This is a genomic window from Kitasatospora sp. NPDC127067, from assembly GCF_042724755.1.
GTDB classification, from domain to species: Bacteria; Actinomycetota; Actinomycetes; order Streptomycetales; family Streptomycetaceae; genus Kitasatospora; species Kitasatospora lactacystinica.
In genome coordinates, this window is the sequence record NZ_JBHXEM010000064.1 from 1 (window position 1) to 25,738 (window position 25,738).

A 25,738-nucleotide genomic window follows, 5' to 3' on the forward strand; every position below is an offset into this window, starting at 1 on the left:
AAACGCTCGGCTGGGAAACCCCAGCCGAGCGCCTGCATAAACTGCTCGCGGCCTGAACAACCGACCACGTGTTGCAACGACCGCTAGAAACCGCCGGTTGCTCGCCGGGGCCGTCGCCGTCTCCGCCCGCCGTCAGGCCCGGGCGGCACCGCGGCGGTTGCGCACCAGCGCGGTGGCGCTGCCGCCGACCAGCAGCAGCCCGGCCGCGGTGGCCAGCAGCGGGACCACCGGGGTGTCCGCACCGGTGGCGGCCAGCGAGCCGCCGCCCGTACCGGTCAGGCCGCTCGTGGTAAGCGAAGCGCCACCGGACGTACCGCTGCCGGCGCCCTGGCCCCCGCCGACCGCCGAGCCGCCGCCGGTGGAACCGGCGGGCGGGGCGGTCGGCAGCTCGGCGTCCTTGTCGAAGGCGAGCGTGGCGCTGACCGGGTCCAGGGCCGTACCGGCCGGGTAGTTGGAGAACGCCGGCACGCCCTCGGCCGTGAGGGTGGCCGGGACGTTCGCCAGCGTGACCACGCCGCCGACCGGCTTCAGGGCGGAGGCCGGAACGTCGAGCCTGGCGATCCTGGCACCGCGCAGCGAGGTCGACGCGCCGTCCGGGGCCCTGCCGTTGACGTCGGCGGTCAGGAACGCCCCGTCCCGGCCGATCGTCAGGCCCAGCTTGGACAGCGTGGTGTCCAGCGCCCACCCGTCCTTGCCGGGGTGGCCGAGGAAGCGGACCGAGCCGTCGAAGGCGGCGGTCAGCGAGTGGTCGGCGGTGTTGTACGCGCCGGTGGCGCCGCCGAAGCGGTAGTCGGCCGCGCCGCCGCCGAACTCGACCTTCCCGGCGGCCATCGGGGACGCCAGGTAGGCGCGGAAGCTCTCCTTGACCTTCCAGTCCAGCGCCCCCTTCAGCACCGGCAGGCCGGACGGGGCCGTGCCGGGGCTGCCGCCCGCGGACGGGGTGGCGCTCGGCGAATGGCCGGCCGAGGGCGAGGAGGTGGCCGAGGGCGTGCCGGACGGGGTCGAGGTCGGCACGGCGGTGGGCGTGGCGGTGGGGCTCGCGCCCGGACCGCCGGTCGGGCTTCCGGTCGGGCCCGTGCTCGGGCTCGTGCTCGGGCTCGGGCTCGTGCTCGGGCTCGGCGAGGAGGTGGCGGACGGCGCGGTGGTGGCCGTCGCGGTCGGCGAGGGCGTGGCCGGGCCCTGCTTCAGCAGCAGCGACAGCGGGTCCATGTCCGCCCCCGCCGGGTAGAAGCCGGCGAAGGCCCGGGCCCCCTGCTCGGTCAGCTTGGCCGCGGCGGGCACCCCGTTGGTGGTGTCCCGCGCGACGGTGAACGTCACCAGCGGCACGTCGTCCCGGCGGGTGACCTCGGTGGCGCCCGTCGACTCCTTGGAGGCGGTGTCGGCGGTCAGCGTGCCGGTGGTGCCGGAGGTGGTGATCCGCAGATCGCTGAGCGCGACGTCCAGGGCGCCGTGGTGGGCGGTGAAGTGCACGCCGCCGGCGAAGGAGGAGCTGAGCGCGTGCGTGGTGAGGTCGTACGCCGCGTTCGCCAGGCCGAAGTGGAAGGTGCCGTCGGCGTTGCGGGTCGCACCGCCGGTCAGTTCGATCGCGCCGCCCTGGGAGGCCGGGCCCTCGATGTAGGAGCGGAAGCTCGCCTTCACGCCCCAGTCCAGCGCGCCGGTGTCGTACGTGACGCTGCTCGGGCCGCCCGCGCCGAAGGCCAGTGCGGGGGCACCGAGGGCGGTCAGGCCGAGACCGGCGGTGACGGCCGCGAGGGCGGCCGGCCGGGTGCGGTTGCGGGACATGCTGGGTACTCCGTTCGGATGGGGGGAGGGAGCGGGGGGACGCTCCCGGGAGGGATCAGGCCGCTTCGTCGGCGTCGGGCCCGGCGGCCGGGGAGACGGCCGCGGCCGCGGCGGCCGCCCGACGGCGGCGGACGAGCAGGCCGCCGGTGGTGGCGAGGGCCGCCACCAGCACCGCGCCACCGGCCACGGCGGCCACCGGGACGCCGTCCGAGGAGGAGGCGGCGACGGGCGCGGCGGCCGGGGGGACGGCGGGGCTCGCGGCCGCGCTCGGCGGGGTGGCCGGAGCGCTGCCGAGGTCGGGCAGCGGGGGAAGCGCGGCGGCCGGGTCGAGGGCGACGGCGAAGCTCAGCGGGTCCATCACGGTGCCCGCCGGGTACAGGCCGCCGAAGGCCTCGGCGCCGCCCTCGGTGAGTTCCAGCGGCAGTTCGACGGCCCGCAGCAGGCCGCCCTCGGCCTTGAGGCCGGCCGGATCGAAGGTCGCCAGCTCGACACCGGGGAGCTGGCGGGTGCCGCCGTCCGGGGTCCGGCCGGAGACGTCGGCGAGCAGTCGGCCCCGGCCGCCGGAGACGGTGACGCCGGGGTTGGCGAGGGTGAGGTCCAGGCCGTAGCCGTCGCCGGCGCGCATTCCGGTGAAGCGGACGGTGCCGGTGAAGGCCGCGGTCAGCTCGCCGGTGGCCGGGTCGTACCCGCCCTTGGCCGGGGTCCAGCGGAAGAACGCGCCACCGTCCGCCGCCCCGCCGCCGAGCTCCCAACGGCCCTGGGCGACGGCGCCGGTGACGTAGTCCCGGAAGGTGCGGCGCACCCCCCAGTCGAGGGCGCCGTCGGCGAACCCGGTGCGGGCCGGGGCCTGGGCGGTCGGCTCACCCGTCGGCCCGGACGCCGGCGCGGCGGTCGGAACCGGCGTCGGTGTGGTCGCGGGAGCGGCGGTGGGCGCGGGGGTGGCGGCCGGCGCGGGCGCCGCGGGCTTCTCCTGGACGGCGGGCAGGTTGACCGACAGCGTGAGCGGGTCGAGGGCCGTACCGGCCTGGTAGAAGCCGCCGAAGGCCTTCGCCCCGGCGTCGGTGAGGGTCGCCGGGACGCCGCTCAGCGTCAGGGTGCCGGCCGCGCCGCGAAGGTCGACGCCGGCCAGCGAGAGGTCGGCCAGCTTGGCCTGGCTCGCGCTGCTCACCTGGCCGGTCTCCCTGGACTTGCTGCTGACGTCCGCGTACAGCCCGGCCGCGCCGCCCTGGACGGCCCTGAAGGTGAGCCGGCCGACGCTCAGGTCGAGCGCGTCGGCGCCGTTCTCCCGGTGCCCGGTGAACCGGACGCCGCCGGAGAAGGCGGCGGTCAGCGCACCCGCCGCCGGGTCGTAGGTGCCGTTCGCGGAGTGGAACCGGAAGGTGCTGCCGCCGACCGTGGACGCGCCGCCGGTCAGCGACCAACTCCCCTGGGCGATGGGCCCGGTGACGTAGGTCAGGAAGGACTGCTTGATCCCCCAGTCCAGTCGGCCGCCGGAGACCCTGCCCTCGGCGGCCGACGCCGGTCCCGGTGACAGGCCCACCGCCAGCAGGGCGGCGAGGGCGGCCACCAGGGTGGCGGCCAGACGGCGGAGCCGGCTGGACAGGGGCACGGCGGATCACTCCTCGGGGGGCGCGGGGGGATGGCGCAGGGGGGATGGCGCAGGGGGGATGGCGCAGGGGGGCAGGCAACTGCCACCCCCTTGTGGAACTGAGGTAAGGCTAACCTAATATATGAGTCAAGAGCCCCCGCCGCCCCGCTCCCCCGCCCCGGGCGACACGGCACCAACTCCCCGTGAAGGGAACCAGGTTGAGCAGCAGTACGATCCGATCCAGGACGGCCCGCGGGCCCGTCCTCCTGCTGCTCGCCCTCGGCCTGCTGCTCGCCCTCACCGCCTGCGGCACCGCCGGGGGAACGGTCGCGGCAACCACCTCCCGGGCACCCGACACGGTCGAGCCGCCCGCCACCGAACCCGTCCCGCACCTTCCGGCCACCACCGCCTCCGCCGACGGCCGCCAGGTCACCGTCACCAGCGCCGAACGGATCATCCCGCTCAACGGCAGCCTCGCCGAGCTGGTGTTCAGCCTCGGCCTCGGCCCCAAAGTGGTCGCCCGGGACGTCTCCACCACCTTCCAGCAGGCCGCCGCGCTCCCGGTGATCACCCAGGCCCACGACGTCTCCGCCGAGGGCGTGCTCTCGCTGCACCCCACCGTCGTCCTCGCCGACCGCTCCACCGGCCCGGCCGAGGCGATCGCGCAGATCCGGGCGGCCGGCGTCCCGCTGATCGTCCTGGACGACGCCAAGCGGCTGGCCGACGTCGGCCCGCGCATCGACACCGTCGCCGCCGCCCTCGGAGTCCCCGACGCCGGACAGCAGTTGAAGGAACGCACCGCACAGCGGATCGACGAGGCCGCGGCCGCCGTCCCGGCCGCCGGCCGCCACCCCAGGGTCGCCTTCCTCTACCTGCGCGGCAGCGCCTCCGTCTACCTGCTCGGCGGCCCCGCCTCCGGCGCCGGCTCGCTGATCGAGGCGGTCGGCGGCGAGGACGCCGGCACCGCCGCCGGCCTCACCGGCGACTTCACCCCGCTCACCAGCGAGGCCCTGGTCAAGGCCGCACCCGACGCGATCCTGGTGATGAGCAAGGGCCTGGACTCGGTCGGCGGCGTGGACGACCTGCTCAAGCTGCCCGGCGTCGCCCAGACCCCGGCCGGGCTCGACCGCCGGATCGTCTCGATCGAGGACGGCCGGCTGCTCAGCTACGGCCCGCGCACCCCGCAGGTGCTGCGGGACATCGCCGCCCAGCTCTACCCGGCGGACGCCAAGTGACCCTCGCCGCGAGCCGGAAGGCCCTCCCGACCGTCCGCCGCACCACCCTGCTCACCGCCGGGCTCGCCGCCGCCCTGCTCCTCTGCGCCCTGCTCGCGGCCGGGGTCGGCGCCTACCGCATCCCGCTCGGCGACATCCTCGCCTCCACCGCCCACCGCCTCGGCCTCGGCGGCCACGCCCTGGACCGGGTACCGGAGTCGGTGCTGTGGAACGTCCGACTGCCGCGGGTGGTGCTCGCCCTGCTGGTCGGCGGTTCGCTGGGCTGCGCCGGCGCGCTGATGCAGGGCGTGTTCGGCAACCCGCTCGCCGAGCCCGCCGTGATCGGCGTCTCCTCGGGCGGCGCGGTCGGCGCGGTGGCCTGCATCGTGCTCGGCCTGGACGCCCTGGGCAGCTGGACGGTCACCGCCTTCGCCTTCGCGAGCGGCCTGCTGACGGTCTTCGCGGTGTACGCCATGGCCCGCTCCGGCGGGCGCACCGAGGTGGTCACGCTGATCCTCACCGGCGTCGCCGTGAACGCCTTCTGCGGCGCCCTGATCGGCATCCTGCTGTTCACCGCCGACTCCGCCGCGATCAGCCAGGTCACCTTCTGGCAGCTCGGCTCGCTCGCCCAGGCCACCTGGGGCAAGGTGCTGGCCGTCCTGCCGTTCGCGCTGGCCGGTCTCGCCGTCGCCCCGCTGTACGCCCGCAAGCTCGACCTGCTGGCCCTCGGCGAGCGCCCGGCCCACCACCTCGGGGTCGACGTCGAGCGGATGCGGCTGGTGCTGATCACCGTCGTCGCGCTGCTCACCGCCGCGGCCGTCGCGGTCAGCGGGATCATCGGCTTCGTCGGCCTGGTCGTCCCGCACCTGCTGCGGATGCTCGCCGGCCCCGGCCACCGCTTCCTGCTGCCCGCCTCCGCGCTCGGCGGCGCGCTGGTGCTGGTCGTCGCCGACCTCGCCGCCCGCACCCTCGCCGAGCCGGCCGAACTGCCGCTCGGGGTGCTCACCGCACTGATCGGCAGCCCGTTCTTCTTCTGGCTGCTGCGCCGGACCAGGACCAGGCAGGGAGGCTGGGCGTGAAGCTGCGCCGCCACCGGGAGATCCCCGAACGACCCGTACCCGGCACCGAGTTGCTCGCCGCCGAGGCCGTCCGGCTGGAGGTCGGCGGACGCCCGCTGCTGGCCGGCGCCGCCGCCCGGGTGGCGGCCGGCGAGGTGGTCGCCCTGCTCGGACCGAACGGCGCGGGCAAGTCCACCCTGCTGTCCGTGCTGGCCGGCGACATCCGGCCGGACAGCGGCGGGGTCACCCTGCGCGGCCGTCCGCCGAGCGACTACGACGCCGCCGAACTCGCCCTGCACCGGGCGCTGCTGCCGCAATCCGCCGCACTGTCCTTCCCGTTCCCGGCCGACGAGGTGGTCCGGATGGGCCGCGCGCCGTGGGCGGGCACGGCGGCGGCCGCCGAGGACGCGGCGGCCGTGGCCGAGGCGATGGCCGCCACCGAGTCCACCGCCTTCGCCGGGCGCCCGTTCACCTCCCTGTCCGGCGGCGAGCGGGCCCGGGTGGCACTGGCCCGGGTACTGGCCCAGCGCACCCCGCTGCTGCTGCTGGACGAACCGACCGCCGCCCTCGACCTGCGCCACCAGGAGCTGGTGCTGCGGGTCGCCCGGGCCCGGGCCGCGGCCGGGGACGGGGTGGTCGTGGTGCTGCACGACCTGTCCCTGGCGGCGGCCTACGCGGACCGGGTGGTCCTGCTGACGGACGGGGCGACGGTCGCGGACGGTCCGGTCGCCGAGGTGCTGCGGGCCCCGCTGCTCAGCGAGGTGTACGGGCACCCCGTGGAGGTGCTGGCGCACCCGCGCACCGGGGTGCCGCTGGTGCTGCCGGAACGCGGCTGAACCGGGCCGGTCCTGCCGGGCCCGGTCGGGCTTCCGGGCCCGGTCAGTCCTCCAGCCGGAAGCCGACCTTGATGCACACCTGGTAGTGCTTGATCCGGCCCTCCTCCAGGTGCCCCCGGACCTGCGAGACCTCGAACCAGTCGAGGTTGCGCAGCGTCCGGGAGGCGCGCTCCACCCCGTTGCGGATCGCGGCGTCGACGCTCTCGGTCGAGGACCCGACGATCTCGGTCACCCGGTACACATGGTCGGTCATGGCGGACTCCTCAGCTGTGCGACGGCCCCCGGTCCACCGTGCACCGGCCCGGGTCCGCCCGCACCCGGACGAGCGGCCGCCGACCGCCGACCGCCGACCGCCGACCGCCGACCGCCGACTGCCGACTGCCGACTGCCCGGAAACGTCCTAGAACGCCGCCCGTACCTCGCCGACCGGCACGCCGCCGCCGAGCAGCGGGGCCGCGCCGATCCGCTCGACGGTCCCGTCCGCCCCCGTCACCCCGAGCCGGCGCAGCGCCGCCGCCAGCACCGGGCCGCGGGCCCGCTCGCCGCCGTCCTCGATCTTGAAGGCCAGCGCCCGCCCGTCCGGCAGCGCGACCACCTGGACGGCCTCGGCGCCCATCTTGGACAGCGCTCCCGGCACCGCCCGCATCAGCCGGGTGTCGGCCCGGCGGGTGCCGGCCACGTACTCGGGGTGGGCGCGCATCGCGTCGGCGACGCGACGCGGCTCGGTGCCCTCGTCGGCCAGCACCAGGCCGCGGTAGCCGCGGGCCAGCCCGGTCAGCGACACGGCCAGCAGCGGCGCGCCGCAGCCGTCCACCCCGGCGTGCGCGGCGGTCTCGCCGGTGGCCTCCTCCAGGGCCTCACGGGCCAGCCGCTGGATCGGGTGGGCCGGGTCGAGGTAGCTCTCGGTGTCCCAGCCGTTGGCCGTGCAGGCGGCCAGCCAGCCGGCGTGCTTGCCGGAGCAGTCCATCAGGATCGGGGCGCGCTCACCGCCGGCGGCGAGCAGCAGTTCCGCCTCGGTCTCGTCCAGCGGCAGGTCGGCCGGGGTGCGCAGGGCCGACTCGTCGAGCCCGGCGGAGCCGAGGATGCTCCGCACACCATCGAGGTGAAACGATTCTGCGGAGTGGCTGGAGGCCGCCAGCGCCAGCAGCTCACCCTCGATCGCCAGCCCGGCCCTCAGCGTGGCCACCGCCTGGAACGGCTTGGCGGTCGACCGCGGGAAGACCGGGGCGTCCGGGTCGCCGAGCGCGAACTCGACCGAGCCGTCGGCCGCGAGCAGCACCAGGGAGCCGCGGTGGCGGCCCTCGACGAAACCGGAGCGCACGACCTCGGCGAGAACGGGCGTGGTGGCGGGCAGGGACATGGCGGGTGAGCCTTCCGGGGCGAGGGTGGGCCGGGCGGGAGCCGGGCCCACCGCCCGCGGCGACTCACCCGGTCAGAGCGGCCCCCCTGCGAGCAGGTCGTCGACCCGTGCTTCCCCATCACGGTACCTGCGGGTGATCTCGGCATTGCAACCGTCGGCCGTGCGCAGCAGCCGCTGGCGCCGTCCGGACACCTCCCGCTCGTGCGCCCGCAGCCGCTCCAGCGCGGCCAGCAGTTCCTCGGCCGGGTGCGCGGCCAGGTCGGCGAGCTGGACGTCGCCCATCAGGGCGTCCGCCTCCAGCCCGGACTCCCGGGTGCGCGGCGGGCCGAGGGTGACGTGCCGGGCCGAGCGCCGCACGGTGGAGGGCGCGTCGGTCAGGATGGCCGGCAGCCGGTCCAGCAGGTCGCCGGGGGCCGGCTCGGGGCCGGACGGGCCGGCGGTACGGACCGGGCCCGCGCCGGGCCTCCGGTCGAGCTCGGCGCGCAGGATGTCCATCCGCCCGTGCAGCAGCCGCCGCAGGTACGAGAGGTCGGCCTCCTGCTCCAGGGTCTCCCGGCGCAGCACCCGCAGCTGCTCCAGGCCCAGCCGCTCCAGGTCGGGTTCGTCCCCCGCGCCCGCCGCCGGGCCGTACGGGCCCCCGGGGGGCCGCACCACCGGCCCGGACCGGTCCCGCGCCGCGCTGCTCGCGTCCATCACCCAACCACCTGACGTCGTCCGATCCCGCCCGCTCGCGGCACCCCGTCCCTGCCGCCGGTCCGGCCCGTCCCCCGACGGGCCGCACGTCCCGTCCACCGGCACGCCCGGGAACTCCCGGAGGCTCCGGTCCCCGGCCGCGACCGCCCACCGGGGCGGCACCGCCAGACGCCTGACCTACCGGCTCGACCGCCAGGCCGAACCCGGCCCGGCGCGGCGGACCTCCTGGCGCCCCGGACCCTTCGTACGGTCCACCAGCGTGCCACCCCGCCCGGCGCACGCGCACCGCCCGTGCACCCGAACGGCCCCCTGGCGAACAGGGGTGGCTGATATGACCGGTCCTTTCCGCAGGAAGAGCAGCGCCCGATTCGGCGCAGGCGCGCACCCAGGAGCGTGCAGACCCGCTTCACGCGCCCCTGGTGTGCGCCCTGGGGAGGCAGCCGGGGCGCACGGGAAGGGTGCGGCGCGGGCCCGGAGGCACGACGGGGGCGCCGGGGCGGTGGGGCGGTGGGCGCACGGCGTCCGACGCGGCGGCAACGGGCGCACGGGCCGATGCGCGGGGAGGCCCCCACGGCCGTCGGGGGCCCTCCGGGGGGCCGTACGGCGCTCCGGCACAATGGCGGCATGCGAGCAGTGGTGCAGCGAGTGACCGAGGCCCGGGTGACCGTGGCCGGTGAGACCGTCGGCGCGATCGAGGGACCGGGGCTCTGCGTCCTGGTCGGCGTCACCCACGACGACACCCCCGCGAAGGCCGCCCAGCTGGCCCGCAAGCTCTGGACGCTGCGACTGCTGCCCGCGAACGACGAGGGCGTCGAGCAGAGCTGCTCGGACCTCGGCGCCCCGCTGCTGGTGATCAGCCAGTTCACGCTCTACGGCGACGCCCGCAAGGGCCGCCGCCCCACCTGGAACGCCGCCGCCCCCGGCCCGGTCGCCGAACCGCTGGTGGACGAGGTGGTGGCGCAGCTGCGGGCGCTGGGCGCCAAGGTGGAGACGGGCCGGTTCGGCGCCGACATGCAGGTGGCGCTGGTGAACGACGGCCCGTTCACCGTCCTCGTCGAGGTCTGAGCGGCCCCTACTGCGGGACGATCACGTCCTGGGTGCCGGGCACCGTCCCGGCCAGCAGCACGGCGTCCACCGGGACGTTCCGCTTGACGATCGCCAGCGCGATCGGCCCCAGCTCGTGGTGCCGGGCCGAGGAGGTCACGAAGCCCAGCGCCCGCCCGTCCGGGTCGGTGGCCAGCCGCACCTCGGTGCCGTGCGGGGGCAGCGACTCCTCGGTGCCGTCCAGGTGCAGGAAGACCAGCCGGCGCGGCGGCCGGCCCAGGTTGTGCACCCGGGCGACGGTCTCCTGGCCGCGGTAGCAGCCCTTCTGCAGGTGGACGGCGGTACGCAGCCAGTCCACCTCGTGCGGGATGGTCCGGTGGTCGGTCTCGAAGCCCAGCCGGGGCCGGTGGCCCTCGATCCGCAGCGCCTCGTACGCCCAGACCCCGGCCGCCGGGCCGTACCCGGCGGTGAGCCGCCCCAGCTCGCCGCGCGGCACGAACAGGTCACGCCCGTACGGGAGTTCGCGGACGGCGGCGGCGCCCTCCACGGAGGCGGTGGAGCCGGCCGGCAGGTGGACCACGGCGTACTCGGCGGTCGCGTCGGCGACCTCCACCCGGTAGAAGAACCGCATGCCGTCCAGGTAGGCGACCAGCGCCTCCTGGGTGCCAGGCTCGACGTGCGCCCAGGTGGTGGTGCCGTCGTCCACCAGGTAGAGCGCGTGCTCGACGTGCCCGTTCGGGGAGAGCACCAGTGCCTCGGCGGCCTGCTGCGGCGGCAGCTCGCTGACGTGCTGGGTGAGCAGCAGGTGCAGCCAGGAGAGCCGGTCCGGGCCGGTCACGGTGACCACGCCGCGGTGCGAGAGGTCGACGAAGCCGGCACCCTGCGACAGGTTGCGTTGCTCGCGGAAGATGTCGCCGTAGTGGGCGGCGACACCCTCGTCGGCCCCCTCGGCGGGGACGGCTCCGGGCAGGGAAAGCAGCGGGCTCTTCACACCGGTCATACCGGCCAGCTTACGGCTGCTCCCCGGCGACCTTGGCGGTGCAGTCGGCGCAGCGGCCGAAGATGGCGAAGTGCTTGAGGTCGGTGTCGAAGCCGTGCCGCTCGCGCAGGCTGTCGATCAGCGGCTGGGCGATCTCGGTACTGGTCTCGGTGACCTGCTCGCAGTCCCGGCAGACCAGGTGCAGGTGGTGGTGGCGGCCGGCCAGGTGGTAGGTCGGGGCGCCGTGGCCGAGGTGGGCGTGCGACACCAGCCCCAGCTCCTCCAGCAGCTCCAGGGTCCGGTAGACGGTGGAGATGTTGACGCCGCTGGCGGTCCGGCGGACGTGGCAGAGGATGTCGTCGGGGGTGGCGTGGTCGAGTTCGTCGACGGCCTCCAGCACGAGCTGGCGCTGCGGGGTGAGCCGGTACCCGCGTTCGCGCAGGTCGGCCTTCCAGTCGCCGGAGAGCTGCCAGTCGGTGGTGCCGGTGTCCGCCACGGTACTCGTCCCTGCCAATGGTCGGGGGTCCTGGGGCAAGTGTAGGGACCGGCCACGGGCCGGTCCCTACCTCGTGCACGGAAGTGCCGGTCGTGCGACCGGCCTGCGCCATCGGCCTACTTGAAGAACGCGATGCCGTCGTCCGGCAGGTCGTTGATGTCCTTGATCAGCTGGGCCGGGCTGAGCACCTTCTTCAGCTGCGCGGACATGTACGGGCGCAGCGGCACGTTCGGGGCGGCCTTCTCGCCGACCCAGAGCAGCTCGCCGTTGACGAAGCCGTACAGCCGCTTGCCGCCCGAGTACTCCGGGGAGCCCTCGATCCGGGCGACCGCGTCGGTGGAAACGTCGACCTGCGGCTTGCCGTCGGCCAGCTCGCCGTACCAGATCTCGACCGTGCCGTCGTCGCGCACGGAGGAGATCTCGATCCCCCGGGCGCCGCTGGTGCCGTCGTGGTTGCTGGTGATGCGCCAGAACGCGTGCTCGTTCTCCAGCGGACGGACCTTCTCGCCCTCCTCGTTCAGCACCCAGGTGCGGGAGCGGAACTCCAGGAAGGGGCGGCCGTCGTGGCGGATCACGATCTCCTGGCCGAAGTTGCACTTCTCCGCGCCCGGGCCCCCGTCACCCGGCAGAGGGGCATAGACGCCCGCGCCCTCCCAGGTGCCGAGGAGGAAGGCGAGCGGGACGACGTCCTTGTGGAGGTCGGAAGGGATCTCGATCATGTTCCTGGTCGCTGTTCTCGTCGGTGTGGGCCTGCCTCAACCGTACGGCAGGCTCAGCGCTGGCCCTGGTACAGCTTCATCACCGAGAAGATGGCGAACCAGGTGATCAGCACGGCCATGAGGGCCAGCAGACCGTCGAAGAAGATTTCCAGACCGGACACGGGTGGCTCCCAGGCGGCGACAGTGTGGTGGATTGTGCTCGGCTCACTCTATCCGCCGGGTTCCGGCCGGTCGCGGTGAGCCCCACCACGTCGCGGTTCGCGCCGCCTTCCCGCGGCTGCCCAAGCTTTGCCCAAGGGTTCCGGGGATGCCGGACGGCGGGGGCGGCCCGACCTCTATGGTGGCGCCATGTCGAAGAAACTGGTCATCAAGGTCACCGCAGGGGCGGACGCGCCGGAGCGGTGCTCGCAGGCGTTCACGGTGGCGGCGGTGGCCGTCGCCAGCGGGATCGACGTCTCGCTCTGGCTGACCGGGGAGTCCTCCTGGTTCGCGCTGCCGGACCGGGCGGCGGAATTCGAACTGCCGCACGCGGCACCGCTGCCGGACCTGCTGGAGTCGATCCTGGCGGCCGGCTCGGTGACGCTGTGCACCCAGTGCGCGGCCCGGCGCGGGATCGAGCAGAAGGACACCGTCGAGGGTGTCCGCATCGCGGGCGCCCAGGTCTTCGTCAGCGAGATCATGGCGGACGGCGTCCAGGCGCTCGTGTACTGACGCCTCCCCCGGGCCCTACGGGTGCTCCTCGTGGTCGGGGCGGTCCCGGTCGTGGCCGGGCTCGTCCCACTTCGGGTCGTCCCAGCGCGGGTCGTCCCACCAGTCGTCGTCCGGGTCCCGCTTGTTGGCGAACACCGCGGCGGCGGGCGGGATGACCATCGCGACCACGCACATGCCGATCGCCGCGCCGACCGAGAAGAACCGCACCACGCCCCAGGCCATGACGAACAAACCCAGGCACACGCCCATCATGGCGAAGTAGTAGCGACGCCGCCGCCTTGCCTGCACCCCTCCACGGTACGACCGAGGGCCCCTGCACGGCAGGGGCCCTCGGGGTGATCCGGGAACGTCGCGGCTCCGGTCAGACCGCGATCGCGACCTCGACGGCGGTGCCCTGGGAGGCCACCACCTGGCGGTCCACGGTCTGGCCCGGCACCAGCGCGCGCAGGGTCCACTTGCCCGGGCGGGCGAAGAACCGGAACTGGCCGGTCGCCGAGGTGGGCACCTCGGCCGTGAACTCACCGCCCTCGTCCAGCAGCCGGACGTAGCCGTTGACCGGCTCACCGTCGCGGGTCACCGAACCCTGGATGATCGTCTCGTTCGCCACGTCAACTCCTGCCAGGTCCGGGCCGCCGGCCTTCGCACCGCACATGTCTGCCTACCTTCTGACTTACTGGCCTTCTGACTTACGGGTCGGGCCTGGGCTCAGTTGCCGAGCTCGATCGGCACGCCGACCAGGCTGCCGTACTCGGTCCACGAGCCGTCGTAGTTCTTGACGTTCTCCTGGCCGAGCAGCTCGTGCAGCACGAACCAGGTGAGCGCGGAGCGCTCGCCGATGCGGCAGTAGGCGATGGTGTCCTTGGCCAGGTCGATGCCCTCGGCCTCGTACAGCGCCTTGAGCTCGTCGTCGCTCTTGAAGGTGCCGTCGTCGTTGGCGTTCTTGGCCCACGGGATGTTGCGGGCGCTCGGCACGTGGCCGGGGCGCTGCGACTGCTCCTGCGGGAGGTGGGCCGGGGCCAGCAGCTTGCCGGAGAACTCGTCGGGCGAGCGGACGTCGACCAGGTTCAGGGTGCCGATGGCGGCGAGCACGTCGTCGCGGAAGGCGCGGATCGAGGAGTCGACGGCCTGCGCCGTGTACTCGGTGGCGGGGCGGGCCGGCACCTCGGCGACCAGGTCGCGGGAGTCCAGCTCCCACTTCTTGCGGCCGCCGTCCAGCAGGCGGACATCGCCGTGGCCGTACAGCTTGAAGTACCAGTAGGCGTACGAGGCGAACCAGTTGTTGTTGCCGCCGTACAGGACGACGGTGTCGTCGTTGGCGATGCCCTTGGCGCTGAGCAGCGCCTCGAAGCCGGCCTGGTCGATGAAGTCGCGGCGGACCGGGTCCTGGAGGTCCTGCTTCCAGTCGATCCGGACGGCGTTGCGGATGTGGTTCTTGTCGTACGCGGAGGTGTCCTCGTCGACCTCGACGATCACGACCTTCGGGTCGTCCAGGCGGGCCTGGACCCAGTCGGCGTCGACCAGGACGTCGCTGCGGCTCATGGTGGGGTTCTCCATCCGAGGGCGGTTGTACGGAAGGTGCTGCTCAGGAGGGTGCTGCAGGGTGCCCGAGTGGGTGCGGTCCGAAATCCTGTCCGAATACCGGGACGAGGGGGCGGACCGGCGCGGCCGGGCAGTGAACTGCGGAGTACCTCGGCGACCGCCCGCTCACAGAGCCGGACACGGTCACCGGAAAGATCGGCGGCGGGCTTCAACTGCCCAGCCGGAGCGCCGAATCAGCGCATTCGACACAGACAGGCGGACACGCGGCACAGGTCTACCGCCCGCCGCTTCGTGAGGTCCGTCTGTCGCTTCATGCCGACGATGCTAGGGACACCGGAGGCCCGCTGTCATCAGCGTATCGAATAGTGGGATCGAAACGACCGCATGATGGGATTTAGCCCCCTGCGGGCCCGCGGGAGCCCGTACCGAAGCCGTCCGAACGCATGCGCGGGGCGGAAACGGCACCGCTCCACGGTCCGCGCTGGACAGCGCGTCTCGCGGAGCGGAACGATCCGCCGGCCCGGGAACGGGACCGGGACCAGGACCGGGATGGAAACCAGGACCGGGCCGGGGATCAGCCCAGCAGCTTGACGCCCTTGCCGTCGAAGGTCAGCTGGAGGCCCTCCGGCAACGGCGTCACCCCGCTGCCACCGTCCTTGTCGGCCAGCTTCAGCCCGGCCGGCAGCGAGTCCAGGGTGAAGCTCATCGGCTCCAGCTGCTGGTTGGTGGCACCGGCCACCAACCCCGCCAGCGAGCTCAGCCGGAAGCCGTCCACCGTGACGGTGTTCCCCTTGTTGTGCACGGTGCCCTCGCCGATCGCGATCGGCCCCAGCGAGGCCTTGACCTTGCCCGGACCGGCGTAGGACAGCGTCAGCCGCGAGTTGCCGCCCACCGGCAGCTTGGCCCCGTGCAGCAGCTGGGAGGCCGGCGGCAGCAACTGCGCGAGGTCCGGGTACGAGATCACCCCGCTGCCGGTGCCGCTGTCCACCGTGGCACTGCTCATGCTGTCGCTGACCTTGACGCCGGAGAGCTGCGCCTTGAACGAGTGCAGCGCCACCTGGTGACTGCCGTCCCCGACGGTCAGGCCGTCGGAGGAGATCCGGACGTCGTCCAACTTCATCGACACCACCTGGGTGAGGAACGGGAAGCCCTCGATCGAGACGTCCGGGCGCTGGCTCATCCGGCCGCTCTTCACGATCCGGTCGGCGGCCTCGTCCTCGGCCACCCCCACCGCGATCCGGTCGGCCCCCAGCAGCAGGCCGGAGAGCACCGCCAGGCCGATCGTGGCCTTCAGCCATCCGCGCATCGTGTCCCCCGTCGTCGCCGCTCGCTGTGGTCGTTCGTCGCTGAAATCGTTCGCAGTGGGTCGTTCGCAGTGGGTCGTTCGTCGTTCCGCGGCGGACGCGGGACACGTCCGCCCTCGCACGACCGTACGACGTCCGGCTCCGGAACATGGTTCCGGAGCCGGAATCCGACCCTGCGCGCAGCGGACGGGAGGATCAGGCCAGCAGCTCGGTGGCGATCCAGATCAGCGGCGCGGCCACCGCCAGCGGCAGCGCCACCCCCGCCGTCATGTGCACGAAGCGGGACGGGAAGTCGTACGCCGCGACCCGACGGCCGACCAGCGCACCCAGCCCGGCCAGCGCACCCAGCGCCACCGGCGCCCCGACCAGCAGGCCCAGCACCACCGCCGCGGCCAGACCCAGCACCGGGCCCAGCTGCTTCGGTCCGGGCAGCGGCGCCGCGGCCAGCAGGGTGGCCAGCGCCACCGCGCCCACCGCGGCCGGCACCCAGTCGGCCAGCAGCAGCATGGTGCACAGCGCGGTCACCACGGTGGCCGAGCCGAGCACGGTCAGCGCGTAGAACCGCTCCTTCGGGTCCGACGGACGGAACGTCTGCAGCACCAGGACGAGCAGGAAGAACCCGCCCAGGGTGCCCACCACCGCCGCCACGCCGCCGTCGGAGTCCGCCAGCAGCACCGCCACGTCCGCCGTGAAACCGGCCAGCGCGGCGAGCAGGATGCCCTGCCGGGCCGGCCACATGCCGTTCAGCCGGAACCAGCCGGCCGCCGTCAGCAGCTGGAGCAGCGCGACCACCAGGGCCAGCGCGACCTGCCCGAGCGCGGCACCGCCGGCCAGCAGCGCGGCCGCACCGGCGGTGATCAGGGCCGGCTGCAGGCCCGGGTCGATGATCGGCGAGCCGGTCCGGCCGCGCGGGCCCGCGGACGACGCGGAGTGCGGCGGGACGGCCGGGAACGGCGCCGCGGCGGGGACGCCCAGCGGGCCGGAGGCCCCGGCCGGACCCGGCACGCCGGGGGCGGTCGGGCGCTTGAGCGTCATGGTCGGCGGATCGAAGGCCTCCGCCGGCTGCGGCGCGGGAGCCGGCTGCGCCGCGGGGGCCGCGTGCCGGGCCCGCGGCCTCGACGGCTGCTGGAGCTGGAGCTGGATCGTCGGGTCCGGCTGGGGCTGCACCGACTGCTCCGGCTGCTCCGACTGCCGGCGCCGCTGCTGCCTCGACTGGTGGGGCTGCTGCTGCGGCGGCTGGGGCTGCTGGAACTGGTGGGGCTGCTGCGGCGGCTGCTGGTAAGGCCGCGGCTGTTGCGGCTGGTGGGGCCGGGGCTGCGGCTGGAACTGCTGCTGGTGGGGCTGGTGCGACCGGGGCGGCGCGACCGGCACCGAACCGGACACCACCACCGGCGGAAGCAGCGCCGTCACCTCGGCGTCGTCCACGGCCGGCACCGGCGGCATCAGGGTGGTCGCGGCCGCGTCGTCGAACGCGGGCACCGGCGGCATCACCGTGGTCGCCGCCGCGTCGTCCACCGGGAAACCGTACGGCGACGGGTGGCCCGGCTGCTGCGGCGGGACGTGCGACTGCTGCGGGTGCGGGTGCTGCTGCGGGTGCTGCTGCTGCGCCCGGGGCGGGTACGGCTGCTGCGGCTGGTGGGGCTGCTGCGGCCATCCGCCGTAGCCGCCACGATTCGGGTCGTTCGGGTTGTTCATGTCCGTCACGCCGCTCAGCCTCCCGCGAACGGGGGGAGGACCTCCACCGTCCCGCCCTCGGTCAGGGCGACGGTCGCGTGGTCGCGGCCGCCCACCTGGGCCCCGTCGACCAGGTACGAGCAGTGCCCGAGCAGCCGGACGAGCTTCGGCCGGTCGGCGTGCCGTTCCCTGGCCGCCGCCAGCGCCTCCGCCAGGGTCGCCGCCTCGTACGGCTCCTCGGCCAGCCCGGCCTCGGACTTCGCCGCCGCCCAGTAGCGGATCGTCCCGCGCGCCCGGGCGCCGCTCGCGGGCTCGGTGGTCACGCCCATCGGGCCACCCCTTCTCGTCGTCCTCGCCCGGTGCCGGTGTCCCGGTCCGGCTCGACACCTCAACGGCCGCCCGACCACCCGAACGATGGACCCGAACAGCGCCTTCGATGTGCGTCCCATGATGGCGTGTCCGCCGCCACGAGCGGCAATCGCCCTGGCCGGGCCGACACGGAGAAACGCACCGGAGCGCCACCGAGGCGCGCCGGACCGGCGCTCGAAGCTGTGTCCAGCCTCACCCGGCGCACGCCCGAATTGGGCGAACCGCCGGATTCTCGCACTCCCGGTGGAGGGGGCGGTCGGCTATCCTCGACCACCAAGAGGGATCCGGGCAGAGTCGCCCCCGGGTCCTTTTGTGCTTTCAGGACGCCAGTACGGACGTTCTTGCGATTCGTCGGCCCACCCCCGGCGCGCAGCAGGAACCGCCCCGCCTGACGCGGCACAACGACGTGCCCCGGCCGGCCGGGGCACCGCCACCGGCACCGGGCCGCCACCCGGCACCGGACCAGACCGGAGGGTTCGCGGTGATGAACAGGGCAGAAACGGTGCGCCAGGGGTTGCGGGACCCCCGGCCGACCCGCCGCCGCGCCCTGCTCGCCGTCCGCTCCCCCGGTTCGCCGCGGCCGACCGTCGTCCTCCCCTCCCCCTCAGCACGTGCGCCATCCGGCTGTGGCGGCAGCCGTAACGCGACCGCGACGACCCGGAAAGGGGACCACCGGGCATGAGTTCTCTCCTCCTCCTGACCAATGCGCTGCAACCCTCCGCCGAGGTGCTGCCCGCCCTCGGACTGCTGCTCCACAACGTCCGGGTGGCGCCCGCCGAGGGCGCGGCCCTGGTGGACACCCCCAGCGCGGACGTCATCCTGGTCGACGGCCGGCGTGACCTGCCGCAGATCCGCAGCCTCTGCCAGCTGCTGCGCTCCACCGGCATCGGCTGCCCGCTGATCCTGGTGGTGACCGAGGGCGGCCTGGCCGCCGTCACCGCCGAGTGGGGCATCGACGACGTCCTGCTGGACACCGCCGGCCCGGCCGAGGTCGAGGCCCGGCTGCGGCTCGCCCTCGGCCGCCTCCAGGTCGTCACCGACGACAGCCCGATGGAGATCCGCAACGGCGACCTCTCGGTCGACGAGGCCACCTACTCCGCCAAGCTCAAGGGCCGGGCGCTCGACCTCACCTTCAAGGAGTTCGAGCTGATCAAGTACCTCGCGCAGCACCCCGGCCGGGTCTTCACCCGGGCGCAGCTGCTCCAGGAGGTCTGGGGCTACGACTACTTCGGCGGCACCCGGACCGTGGACGTGCACGTCCGGCGACTGCGCGCCAAGCTCGGCGTGGAGCACGAGCAGCTGATCGGCACCGTGCGCAACGTCGGCTACCGCTTCGTCGTCCCGGAGAAACCCGAGAAGGGCGAGCGGCCGGAGCTCGCCCAGCGCCCCGCCACCCCCCTGGACGCCTGAGCCGGGGCCCGCCCGGACACCGCTCCGGAGCCGGGCGGGCCGCGCCCCGCCCGGCTTGTCCGGTTCCTCCCGGAGGGGCCCGTCGGCCTGCCGAACAAGGCCCCGGACCCCACTGCCGCCCCGGAGGCCACACGCGTAGACTCCCCCCGTGGCCAAAGTGACGCGCGACGATGTAGCCCGGCTGGCTGGTACCTCGACCGCGGTCGTCAGCTACGTCATCAACAACGGGCCGCGACCGGTCGCGCCCGCGACCCGGGAGAAGGTCCTCGCGGCGATCGAGCAGCTCGGCTACCGGCCGAACAGCGTCGCCCAGGCGATGGCCTCCCGCCGCACCAACCTGATCGGCATGGTCGTCCCGGACGCCCGCCAGCCCTTCTTCGCCGAGATGGCGCACGCCGTGGAACGGGCCGCCTCCGACCGCGGCAAGCTCGTGCTGATCGGCAACTCCGACTACGTGGACGACCGCGAGGTGCACTACGTCCGCGCGTTCCTCGGGATGCGCGTCTCCGGCCTGATCCTGGTCAGCCAGGGCCCCTCGCAGCGCGCCGCCGAGGAGTTCGCCGCGATGGAGGGCGCCAAGGTGGTGCTGCTGCACCGCCGGCCCGAGGCGATCGACGACGTCGCGGTGGTCACCGACGACGTGGCGGGCGCCGAGGCCGTGGTGCGCCACCTGCTGGAGGTGCACGGGCACCCGTACGTGGCCTGCTTCGGCGGCCCGGTCGAGTCCCCCGCCCCCGGCGACCCGGTCATCGACCACGTCGAGGGCTGGCAGCGCGCCATGGACGCGCACGGCGTCCCCACCGAGCCGCACCTGATCGACGCGCCCTTCCACCGCTACGGCGCCTACGACGTCGCGCTCGGCCTGCTCCGCTCGCCGGACCGGCCGCGGGCGATCTTCTGCTCCACCGACGACCAGGCGATCGGCGTGCTGCGGGCCGCCCGCGAGGTCGGCCTGCGGGTCCCGGAGGACCTCGCGGTGGCCGGCTTCGACGACGTGCCGGAGGCCGCGCTCGCCGACCCGCCGCTGACCACCGTCGCCTCCGACCGCGACGCGATGGCCCGGGCCGCCGTGGACCTGGTGCTGGACGACTCGCTGATGGTGCCCGGCTCGGACACCGAGCGGGTCCGCACCTTCCCGTCCCGGCTGGTCATCCGCCGCTCCTGCGGCTGCGGCGGCTCCGCCCCGGACCGATCCGTACCGGAGTAGCCGATTCCGCTCGGCAGGCCGCCTGACCAGGCTTTATGAGAACCCAACGGGCTTCTCTCCCCGTTCTGAGCCGGTTCTCATGCACTCCTCATGCAGCGGGACGAGCTTGGTCGGCATGAGCGAACAGCAGCGGCACCCCGGCGAGCAGTACGGCCCGTACGAGCCCCACGCGTCCCACCCGCAGCACGAGCAGCACGAGCAGTACGGCCAGTACGAGCAGTACGGCCCGTACGGCCAGTACGAGCAGCAGGGCCCGGACCGGGCCCCGGAACCCCGGGTGATCGAGGGCACCGTGCTCGGCGGCGGCTTGGTCGCCTCCGAGGCCCACAGCACCACCGGCCCGGCCGGGTACGGCTACCGCGAGGACCACTCCGGCGGCGTCTTCGACGGCCCGCCGCCGCCCCCGCCGACCCCGCCCGAGCCGCCCACGATCCTCGGGCCGGGCTCCCCCGAGGGCCCCGGCGACCACGGCAACCGGGCCCGGCGCGGACTGCTGCGCGGGCGGCTCGCCCTGGTCACCGCCGTCGCCGCGATCGCCGCCGTCCTCGGCGGGGTCACCGGCGGCCTGGTCGCCGGTGACCGGCAGGGCGCCGACAACCGCGTCGGCACCATCGCCAGCCCGGTCTCCGCCCGCTCCGACGGCAGCGCCGACGTGGCCGCCATCGCCGCCGCCGTCTCGCCCAGCACCGTCCAGATCACCGTCAAGAACGGCAACGGCACCGCCACCGGCACCGGCGTCGTCCTCGACACCGACGGCCGGATTCTCACCAACTACCACGTGATCGACACCGCGACCGCCGGCGGCCGGATCACCGTCACCTTCAAGGACGGCTCCACCGCCCAGGCCACCGTCACCGGCACCGACAAGGCCCTCGACGTCGCCGTGATCACCGCGACCGGCGCCAAGAACCTCACCCCCGCCGTCCTCGGCGACTCCTCCGCCGTGGCCGTCGGCGACCCGGTCGTCGCCATCGGCAACCCCGACGGACTCACCGGCACCGTCACCTCCGGCATCATCAGCGCCGAGAACCGCGACGTCACCGTCCAGCTCGACGAGGGCAGCACCAGCAACAACGGCGGCTTCGGCCTCCCCTTCCTCCCCGGCGTCCCCGGCCTGCGCGGCACCACCCCGCAGCCCACCGGCGGCAGCAGCACCACCTACAAGGCCTTCCAGACCGACGCCGCGCTCAACCCCGGAAACTCCGGCGGCCCGCTGATCAACGCCAACGGCCAGGTCATCGCCGTCAACTCGGCGATGTACGCGCCCGGCGGCTCCGGCTCCTCCGGCGGCGGCTCGGCCGGCAGCGTCGGCCTCGGCTTCGCCATCCCGATCAACGACATCAAGCAGGTCCTGCCGAAACTCGAAGCCGGCCAGAACCTGTGAGCCACACTCGCTGAGACGGACAATTGCTCCCAGCAGGCCCTCCACCCGACGAGAAAGGGCACCCGCCCATGACCCCGTCCGCCGACGACCGCACCACCACCGAGGCCGGCCACCCCTCCGCCCGGCTCCTCGTGGTCGACGACGAACCCGCCCTCCGGGACGCCCTGGAGAGCAGCCTCGCCTTCGAGGGGTACGAGGTCGCCACCGCCACCGACGGCTACGAGGCCCTGGAATCCGTCGAACGCGACCGGCCCGACCTCGTCCTGCTGGACATCATGATGCCCCGGATGGACGGCCTCACCGCCGTCCGCCGGATGCGCTCGCGCGGCGACACCGTCCCGGTCCTGATGCTGACCGCCCGCGACGCCGTCGGCGACCGCGTCACCGGCCTCGACGTCGGCGCCGACGACTACCTCGCCAAGCCCTTCGAGCTCGACGAACTGCTCGCCCGCGTCCGCGCCCTGCTGCGCCGCAACGCCCTCGCCGCCGAGGCCGCCGCCCGCGCCGCCGTCGAGGACGAGAGCGAGCTCCTCTCCTTCGCCGACCTGCGGATGAACACCGCCACCCGCGAGGTCACCCGGGCCGGCAAGCCGATCGAGCTCACCCGCACCGAGTTCATGCTGCTGGAGATGTTCCTCGCCCACCCCCGCCAGGTCCTCACCCGCGAACAGATCCTCAAGGCGGTCTGGGGCTTCGACTTCGAGCCCTCCTCCAACTCCCTGGACGTGTACGTGATGTACCTGCGCCGCAAGACCGAGCAGGGCGGCATGCCCCGCCTGATCCAGACCGTGCGCGGCGTCGGCTACGCCCTGCGCCAGGCCGCCGGCACGAGCGCGTGAACAACGTTCCGCCCCCTCCGCTGACCCCTCCGCAGGCCCGGCCCCACACGTCCGACCGCCGACAGCGCCTCCTCCACTGGTTCCGCTCCCGCTCCCTGCGCAGCCGCCTCATCTTCCTGAGCGCGGCGGCGGTGGCGGTGGCGATCGCGCTGTCGGCACTGGCGTGCTGGTTCATCGTGGAGAAGCAGCTGTACGGGCAGGTACGGGCCGACCTGGCGAGCGCGCCCCCAGCCATTCCCGGAAGACTCATTTGCTACCCCACTCCGGAGGCCGCCCTGGATCACCAGCGCGGCGGCAGCATGCCGGAGATCAGTGCGGCCGTCCCCCGGGACACCCAGTTCCTCGTGTCGGCCGGAGTCTGCCTGCCCCCGGGGGCGAACAAGGCGATCGTGACCACACCGCAGGATGCCGCCGCGTTCCAACTCAAGCCCGGACAGTCGATCACCCGGGACGGGAAGTTCACCAACGGCGACCCCGCGATCGTCCGGCTGACCTCCAACCACAACTTCCCCGTCCCCGTCGTCGTGATGGTGGCCACCCCCACCCAACCCGTCGAGGACTCCCTCCAGGGCCTCGCCATCCTCCTCGGCTCGGTCTCCGTCGGCGGCATCCTGCTCGCCGCCGTGGCCGGCCGCCTGGTCGCCCGCTCCGCCCTGAAGCCCGTCGACCAGCTCACCGACGCCGTCGAGCACATCGCCCGGACCGAGGAGGTCGGCACCACCATCCCGGTCCACGGGGACGACGAGATCGCCCGGCTCTCCACCTCCTTCAACTCGATGAGCACCGCCCTCGCCAACTCCCGCGAGCGGCAGACCCGGCTGATAGCCGACGCCGGGCACGAGCTCCGCACCCCGCTGACCTCTCTGCGCACCAACGTCGACCTGCTGATCCGCAGCAACGACACCGGCCGCCCGCTGCCCGCCGCGACCAGGACCAAGCTGCTCGGCAACATGAAGGCGCAGATGCAGGAGCTCACCCTGCTGATCGGCGACCTGCTCCAGCTCTCCCGCCCGGACACGCCGAAGAGCGGCCCGGCCCTCACCGTGGTCGCCCTGCACGAGATCGCCGGACGGGCCGTCGAGCGGGCCGAGCTGCGCGGCCCGGGGCTGGTGTTCGAGACCGACACCGAGCCCTGGTACGTGCACGGCGACGCGGCCGGGCTGGAACGCGCGGTGATCAACCTGCTGGACAACGCGGTCAAGTACAGCCCGCCCGGCGGCACCATCGAGGTCCGGCTGCACCAGGGCGTGCTGACCGTCCGCGACCACGGCCCCGGGATCCCTCCGGACGAGCTCCAGTACGTCTTCGACCGGTTCTGGCGCTCGCCCTCCTCGCGCCAGCTGCCCGGCTCCGGCCTCGGGCTGTCGATCGTCGCGCAGAGCGTCCGGGAGGCGGGCGGCGAGGTCACCCTCGGTCCGGCGGCCGACGGCGGCCCGGGCGCGCTGGCCACCGTCCGGCTGCCCGGCGGCCCCGCCCCGGAATGACGGGAGGGGCAGGTGGGGCGCCCCGACAGCGCCCCACCCGCCCCTCCCGGGCCGGCTCACGGTCAGTCGATGTCGCTGCCCGGGCCGATGATCTTGATCCGGTCCTGCGCCGGGGCCTGGAGCGGCGAGGCCGCCGAGCTGTGGGCGCTCAGGTAGGTCGCGAAGACGTCCAGGTCCGAGGCCCCGACCAGCTTGTCGGTGCCGGCCGCGAAGGCCGGGAAGCCGTCGCCGCCGCCGGCCAGGAACTCGTTGGCCGCGACCCGGTAGGTGGCGGCCGGGTCGACCGGGGCACCGTTCAGCCGGACCGAGTCCAGGACCACCCGGTCCGCGCCGGTCTTGCGCATGTCCAGGGTGTAGTGCAGGTTCGAGGACACCTGGAGGACCTTCGGCGCAGCGGTGTTGGAGCCGCTCACCTGCTGCTGGAGCAGCTGGATCAGCTGGGCGCCGGTCAGCGTCTTGACCTGCATCATGTTGGTGAACGGCTGGACGGTGAACGCCTCGCCGTAGGTCACCACGCCGTCGCCCTCGCCGCCGGAGGCCTTGTGGACCAGGTCGGAGCGGATGCCGCCGGGGTTCATGAAGGCGACCTGCGCGCCGCCCTTGTCGGCCGGGGCGAGCCCGGCGAGCTGCGCGTCGGCGATCACGTCACCGAGCGGCTTCTCCAGGTCGCTGTTGCCGCGGCCGTTGATGTCCGAGGCGATGTAGCCGATCGGACGGTTGGCGATCGGGGCGGCCAGCTTGGAGTAGCGGTCGACCAGCGCCGTCATGTCGGGCGCCTTCTCGACCGTGCGGCGCACCACGTGGTTCTCGGCCTTGACCGAGGGGCGCACGATCTCGCCGGTGGTCTTGTCCAGCTTCATGTCGATCTCGGTGAAGAGCCGGCCGAAGGAGGCGGCACTGGTCACCGAGCGCGGGACGCCGTTGGGGTCGGGGATGCTGCAGGCGTACGCGTTGTGGGTGTGGCCGGTGACGATGGCGCCGACCGCCGGGTCGATCTTCTTGGCGATGTCGACGATCGGGCCGGAGATGCCCTGGCCGGCCGCGCCGCAGTCGTAGTTGTAGACGCTGCTGGCCGGGTACCCGCCCTCGTGGATCAGCGTGACGATCGAGTTGACGCCCTTGGCCTTGAGCTCGGCGGCGTACTTGTTGATCGTGGTGACCTCGTTGGCGAACTTCAGGCCCTTGACGCCCTCGGCGGTCACGATGTTCGGCGTGCCCTCCAGGGTGACGCCGATGAAGCCGACCTTCACGCCCTGGGACTTGGTGATCCAGTACGGGGCCAGCAGCGGCTTGCCGGTCTTCTCGTCGGTGACGTTGGCCGACAGGTAGTTGAAGTTGGCGCCCTTGAAGGTGCGGCCGGGCTCGTAGCAACCGTCGGTCGGGTGGCAGCCGCCGTCCTGCATGCGGCGCAGCTCCTGCGCGCCCTCGTCGAACTCGTGGTTGCCCACGGAGGTGACGTCCAGGCCGAGCTTGTCCATCGCCTCGATGGTCGGCTCGTCGTGGAAGAGCGCCGAGGTGAGCGGGCTGGCGCCGATGATGTCGCCGGCCGCGACGGTGATCGAGTCGTCGGCCGGGATGCGCGCCTTGCGCAGCTCGGTGGCCAGGTACTCGATGCCGCCGGCCGGGGTGGCGACCTCCTTGCCGGTGGCCGGGTCGATCTCCTTGATCGTGCCGGACGAACCGGCCGGGGGCTCCAGGTTGCCGTGGAAGTCGTTGATCGCCAGCAGCTGGAGGTTGACGGTCTTGTGGCGCTTGGCGTTGGCGTCGGCGGCCTGGGCGGCCGTCGGCACGACCACCGTGCCGAACAGACCTGCGGCGGCGACGACGGCGAGCGCCGTCCGTCGGGATCTGACGGTGAGCATGAAGGGTTCCCCTGCACCTTGGAAGGAGCACCGGCTGTGGACAGCATCGGCGTTCGAACATGTGTTGCGACTGCGAAGCCTAGGGTCAACGCGCGTAGCTGTCAGGACGTCGAACGTAACGAGAGGATTACCTACTGACGAACCATCGCCGTCCGCCGGATGCGGAGACCGTGCGGAAGAGCCCCG

At 73.9% G+C, this 25,738-nt stretch carries 26 protein-coding genes; 10 read left to right on the plus strand and 16 right to left on the minus strand.

Annotation, left to right across the window (positions count from 1 at the left end):
- Positions 1–132 precede the first annotated feature (132 nt).
- Together ACFWJ4_RS24215 and ACFWJ4_RS24220 are read right to left on the minus strand one after the other, a co-directional pair.
- The gene (locus tag ACFWJ4_RS24215; protein WP_380546911.1) at positions 133–1,782 is read right to left on the minus strand and encodes an HtaA domain-containing protein; all 1,650 of its coding nucleotides are present in this window, start codon (positions 1,780–1,782) and stop codon (positions 133–135) included.
- A gap of 55 nt (positions 1,783–1,837) precedes the next feature.
- Entirely contained in the window at positions 1,838–3,391 is a 1,554-nt protein-coding gene (locus ACFWJ4_RS24220; protein WP_380546913.1) for an HtaA domain-containing protein, read from the minus strand.
- A gap of 197 nt (positions 3,392–3,588) precedes the next feature.
- Here ACFWJ4_RS24220 and ACFWJ4_RS24225 point away from each other — a divergent pair, with 197 nt between their 5' ends.
- The 3 genes from ACFWJ4_RS24225 to ACFWJ4_RS24235 are packed head-to-tail and all read left to right on the plus strand — an operon-like array spanning position 3,589 to position 6,478.
- Positions 3,589–4,605: a hemin ABC transporter substrate-binding protein gene (locus tag ACFWJ4_RS24225; RefSeq protein WP_380546915.1), complete on the plus strand. Its 1,017-nt coding sequence runs from the start codon at positions 3,589–3,591 to the stop codon at positions 4,603–4,605.
- Positions 4,602–5,663, plus strand: coding sequence for a FecCD family ABC transporter permease (locus ACFWJ4_RS24230; RefSeq protein WP_380546916.1), 1,062 nt, complete (start codon positions 4,602–4,604; stop codon positions 5,661–5,663). The genes ACFWJ4_RS24225 and ACFWJ4_RS24230 overlap by 4 nt, the downstream gene beginning before the upstream one ends.
- Positions 5,654–6,478 (plus strand): heme ABC transporter ATP-binding protein, encoded by an 825-nt coding sequence (locus ACFWJ4_RS24235; protein WP_380546959.1) that lies wholly within the window; start codon positions 5,654–5,656, stop codon positions 6,476–6,478. Before ACFWJ4_RS24230 ends, ACFWJ4_RS24235 begins: the two co-directional genes overlap by 10 nt.
- Positions 6,479–6,521: 43 nt before the next feature.
- On the opposite strand, the gene ACFWJ4_RS24240 is transcribed toward ACFWJ4_RS24235, so the two are convergent.
- The 3 genes from ACFWJ4_RS24240 to ACFWJ4_RS24250 all read right to left on the minus strand — a co-directional run bounded on the left by ACFWJ4_RS24240 (position 6,522) and on the right by ACFWJ4_RS24250 (position 8,531).
- Positions 6,522–6,731, minus strand: a complete 210-nt coding sequence (locus ACFWJ4_RS24240) for a dodecin (protein WP_359909395.1) — start codon at positions 6,729–6,731, stop codon at positions 6,522–6,524.
- Positions 6,732–6,878: 147 nt separating this feature from the next.
- Positions 6,879–7,838 (minus strand): asparaginase, encoded by a 960-nt coding sequence (locus tag ACFWJ4_RS24245; RefSeq protein ID WP_380546918.1) that lies wholly within the window; start codon positions 7,836–7,838, stop codon positions 6,879–6,881.
- A 72-nt stretch (positions 7,839–7,910) separates the two neighbouring features.
- Complete coding sequence (locus ACFWJ4_RS24250) at positions 7,911–8,531, minus strand: ABC transporter substrate-binding protein (protein ID WP_380546920.1); 621 nt, start codon at positions 8,529–8,531, stop codon at positions 7,911–7,913.
- A gap of 624 nt (positions 8,532–9,155) precedes the next feature.
- Between ACFWJ4_RS24250 and dtd the strand changes: the two genes are divergently transcribed.
- Positions 9,156–9,596 (plus strand): D-aminoacyl-tRNA deacylase, encoded by a 441-nt coding sequence (gene dtd / locus ACFWJ4_RS24255; RefSeq protein WP_224283110.1) that lies wholly within the window; start codon positions 9,156–9,158, stop codon positions 9,594–9,596.
- Between the two features lie 7 nt (positions 9,597–9,603).
- Here dtd and ACFWJ4_RS24260 read toward each other — a convergent pair whose 3' ends face one another.
- From ACFWJ4_RS24260 to ACFWJ4_RS24270, 3 genes are all read right to left on the minus strand, one after another.
- The gene (locus tag ACFWJ4_RS24260; protein WP_359909431.1) at positions 9,604–10,566 is read right to left on the minus strand and encodes a folate-binding protein; all 963 of its coding nucleotides are present in this window, start codon (positions 10,564–10,566) and stop codon (positions 9,604–9,606) included.
- Between the two features lie 19 nt (positions 10,567–10,585).
- The gene (locus ACFWJ4_RS24265) at positions 10,586–11,050 is read right to left on the minus strand and encodes a Fur family transcriptional regulator (RefSeq protein WP_359909404.1); all 465 of its coding nucleotides are present in this window, start codon (positions 11,048–11,050) and stop codon (positions 10,586–10,588) included.
- A 116-nt stretch (positions 11,051–11,166) separates the two neighbouring features.
- Positions 11,167–11,769 (minus strand): FABP family protein, encoded by a 603-nt coding sequence (locus ACFWJ4_RS24270; RefSeq protein ID WP_359909407.1) that lies wholly within the window; start codon positions 11,767–11,769, stop codon positions 11,167–11,169.
- A 348-nt stretch (positions 11,770–12,117) separates the two neighbouring features.
- Here ACFWJ4_RS24270 and ACFWJ4_RS24275 point away from each other — a divergent pair, with 348 nt between their 5' ends.
- Positions 12,118–12,480, plus strand: a complete 363-nt coding sequence (locus ACFWJ4_RS24275) for a DsrE family protein (protein ID WP_359909410.1) — start codon at positions 12,118–12,120, stop codon at positions 12,478–12,480.
- A 15-nt stretch (positions 12,481–12,495) separates the two neighbouring features.
- Here ACFWJ4_RS24275 and ACFWJ4_RS24280 read toward each other — a convergent pair whose 3' ends face one another.
- The 7 genes from ACFWJ4_RS24280 to ACFWJ4_RS24310 form a co-directional block, all read right to left on the minus strand.
- Positions 12,496–12,768: a DUF3099 domain-containing protein gene (locus tag ACFWJ4_RS24280; RefSeq protein WP_359909413.1), complete on the minus strand. Its 273-nt coding sequence runs from the start codon at positions 12,766–12,768 to the stop codon at positions 12,496–12,498.
- Positions 12,769–12,841: 73 nt separating this feature from the next.
- Positions 12,842–13,132, minus strand: a complete 291-nt coding sequence (locus tag ACFWJ4_RS24285) for a DUF1416 domain-containing protein (protein ID WP_030059605.1) — start codon at positions 13,130–13,132, stop codon at positions 12,842–12,844.
- Positions 13,133–13,185: 53 nt separating this feature from the next.
- The gene (locus ACFWJ4_RS24290; protein WP_380354414.1) at positions 13,186–14,019 is read right to left on the minus strand and encodes a sulfurtransferase; all 834 of its coding nucleotides are present in this window, start codon (positions 14,017–14,019) and stop codon (positions 13,186–13,188) included.
- Positions 14,020–14,252: 233 nt separating this feature from the next.
- Positions 14,253–14,333: an Ms5788A family Cys-rich leader peptide gene (locus ACFWJ4_RS24295; RefSeq protein WP_353652343.1), complete on the minus strand. Its 81-nt coding sequence runs from the start codon at positions 14,331–14,333 to the stop codon at positions 14,253–14,255.
- A gap of 260 nt (positions 14,334–14,593) precedes the next feature.
- Complete coding sequence (locus ACFWJ4_RS24300) at positions 14,594–15,325, minus strand: DUF2993 domain-containing protein (RefSeq protein ID WP_359909419.1); 732 nt, start codon at positions 15,323–15,325, stop codon at positions 14,594–14,596.
- Between the two features lie 193 nt (positions 15,326–15,518).
- Complete coding sequence (locus tag ACFWJ4_RS24305; RefSeq protein ID WP_380546922.1) at positions 15,519–17,027, minus strand: hypothetical protein; 1,509 nt, start codon at positions 17,025–17,027, stop codon at positions 15,519–15,521.
- Positions 17,028–17,032: 5 nt separating this feature from the next.
- Positions 17,033–17,326, minus strand: coding sequence for a MoaD/ThiS family protein (locus tag ACFWJ4_RS24310; RefSeq protein WP_380546924.1), 294 nt, complete (start codon positions 17,324–17,326; stop codon positions 17,033–17,035).
- A 718-nt stretch (positions 17,327–18,044) separates the two neighbouring features.
- On the opposite strand from ACFWJ4_RS24310, the gene ACFWJ4_RS24315 reads away from it, so the two are divergent.
- The 5 genes from ACFWJ4_RS24315 to ACFWJ4_RS24335 all read left to right on the plus strand — a co-directional run bounded on the left by ACFWJ4_RS24315 (position 18,045) and on the right by ACFWJ4_RS24335 (position 23,690).
- Positions 18,045–18,776, plus strand: coding sequence for a response regulator transcription factor (locus tag ACFWJ4_RS24315; RefSeq protein ID WP_380546926.1), 732 nt, complete (start codon positions 18,045–18,047; stop codon positions 18,774–18,776).
- A gap of 148 nt (positions 18,777–18,924) precedes the next feature.
- Complete coding sequence (locus ACFWJ4_RS24320) at positions 18,925–19,983, plus strand: LacI family DNA-binding transcriptional regulator (RefSeq protein ID WP_380546928.1); 1,059 nt, start codon at positions 18,925–18,927, stop codon at positions 19,981–19,983.
- A 115-nt stretch (positions 19,984–20,098) separates the two neighbouring features.
- On the plus strand, positions 20,099–21,367 hold the full coding sequence (locus ACFWJ4_RS24325; RefSeq protein ID WP_380546930.1) for a S1C family serine protease: 1,269 nt from the start codon (positions 20,099–20,101) through the stop codon (positions 21,365–21,367).
- A gap of 68 nt (positions 21,368–21,435) precedes the next feature.
- The gene (locus ACFWJ4_RS24330) at positions 21,436–22,206 is read left to right on the plus strand and encodes a response regulator transcription factor (RefSeq protein WP_380546932.1); all 771 of its coding nucleotides are present in this window, start codon (positions 21,436–21,438) and stop codon (positions 22,204–22,206) included.
- Positions 22,203–23,690 carry an ATP-binding protein gene (locus ACFWJ4_RS24335; RefSeq protein ID WP_380546934.1) on the plus strand — a complete coding sequence of 496 codons (1,488 nt, stop codon included), beginning with the start codon at positions 22,203–22,205 and terminating at the stop codon, positions 23,688–23,690. The genes ACFWJ4_RS24330 and ACFWJ4_RS24335 overlap by 4 nt, the downstream gene beginning before the upstream one ends.
- Before the next feature lie 62 nt (positions 23,691–23,752).
- Here the strand turns inward: ACFWJ4_RS24335 and ACFWJ4_RS24340 are convergent, their stop codons facing one another.
- Positions 23,753–25,552, minus strand: a complete 1,800-nt coding sequence (locus ACFWJ4_RS24340) for a bifunctional metallophosphatase/5'-nucleotidase (protein WP_380546936.1) — start codon at positions 25,550–25,552, stop codon at positions 23,753–23,755.
- Positions 25,553–25,738 lie beyond the last annotated feature (186 nt).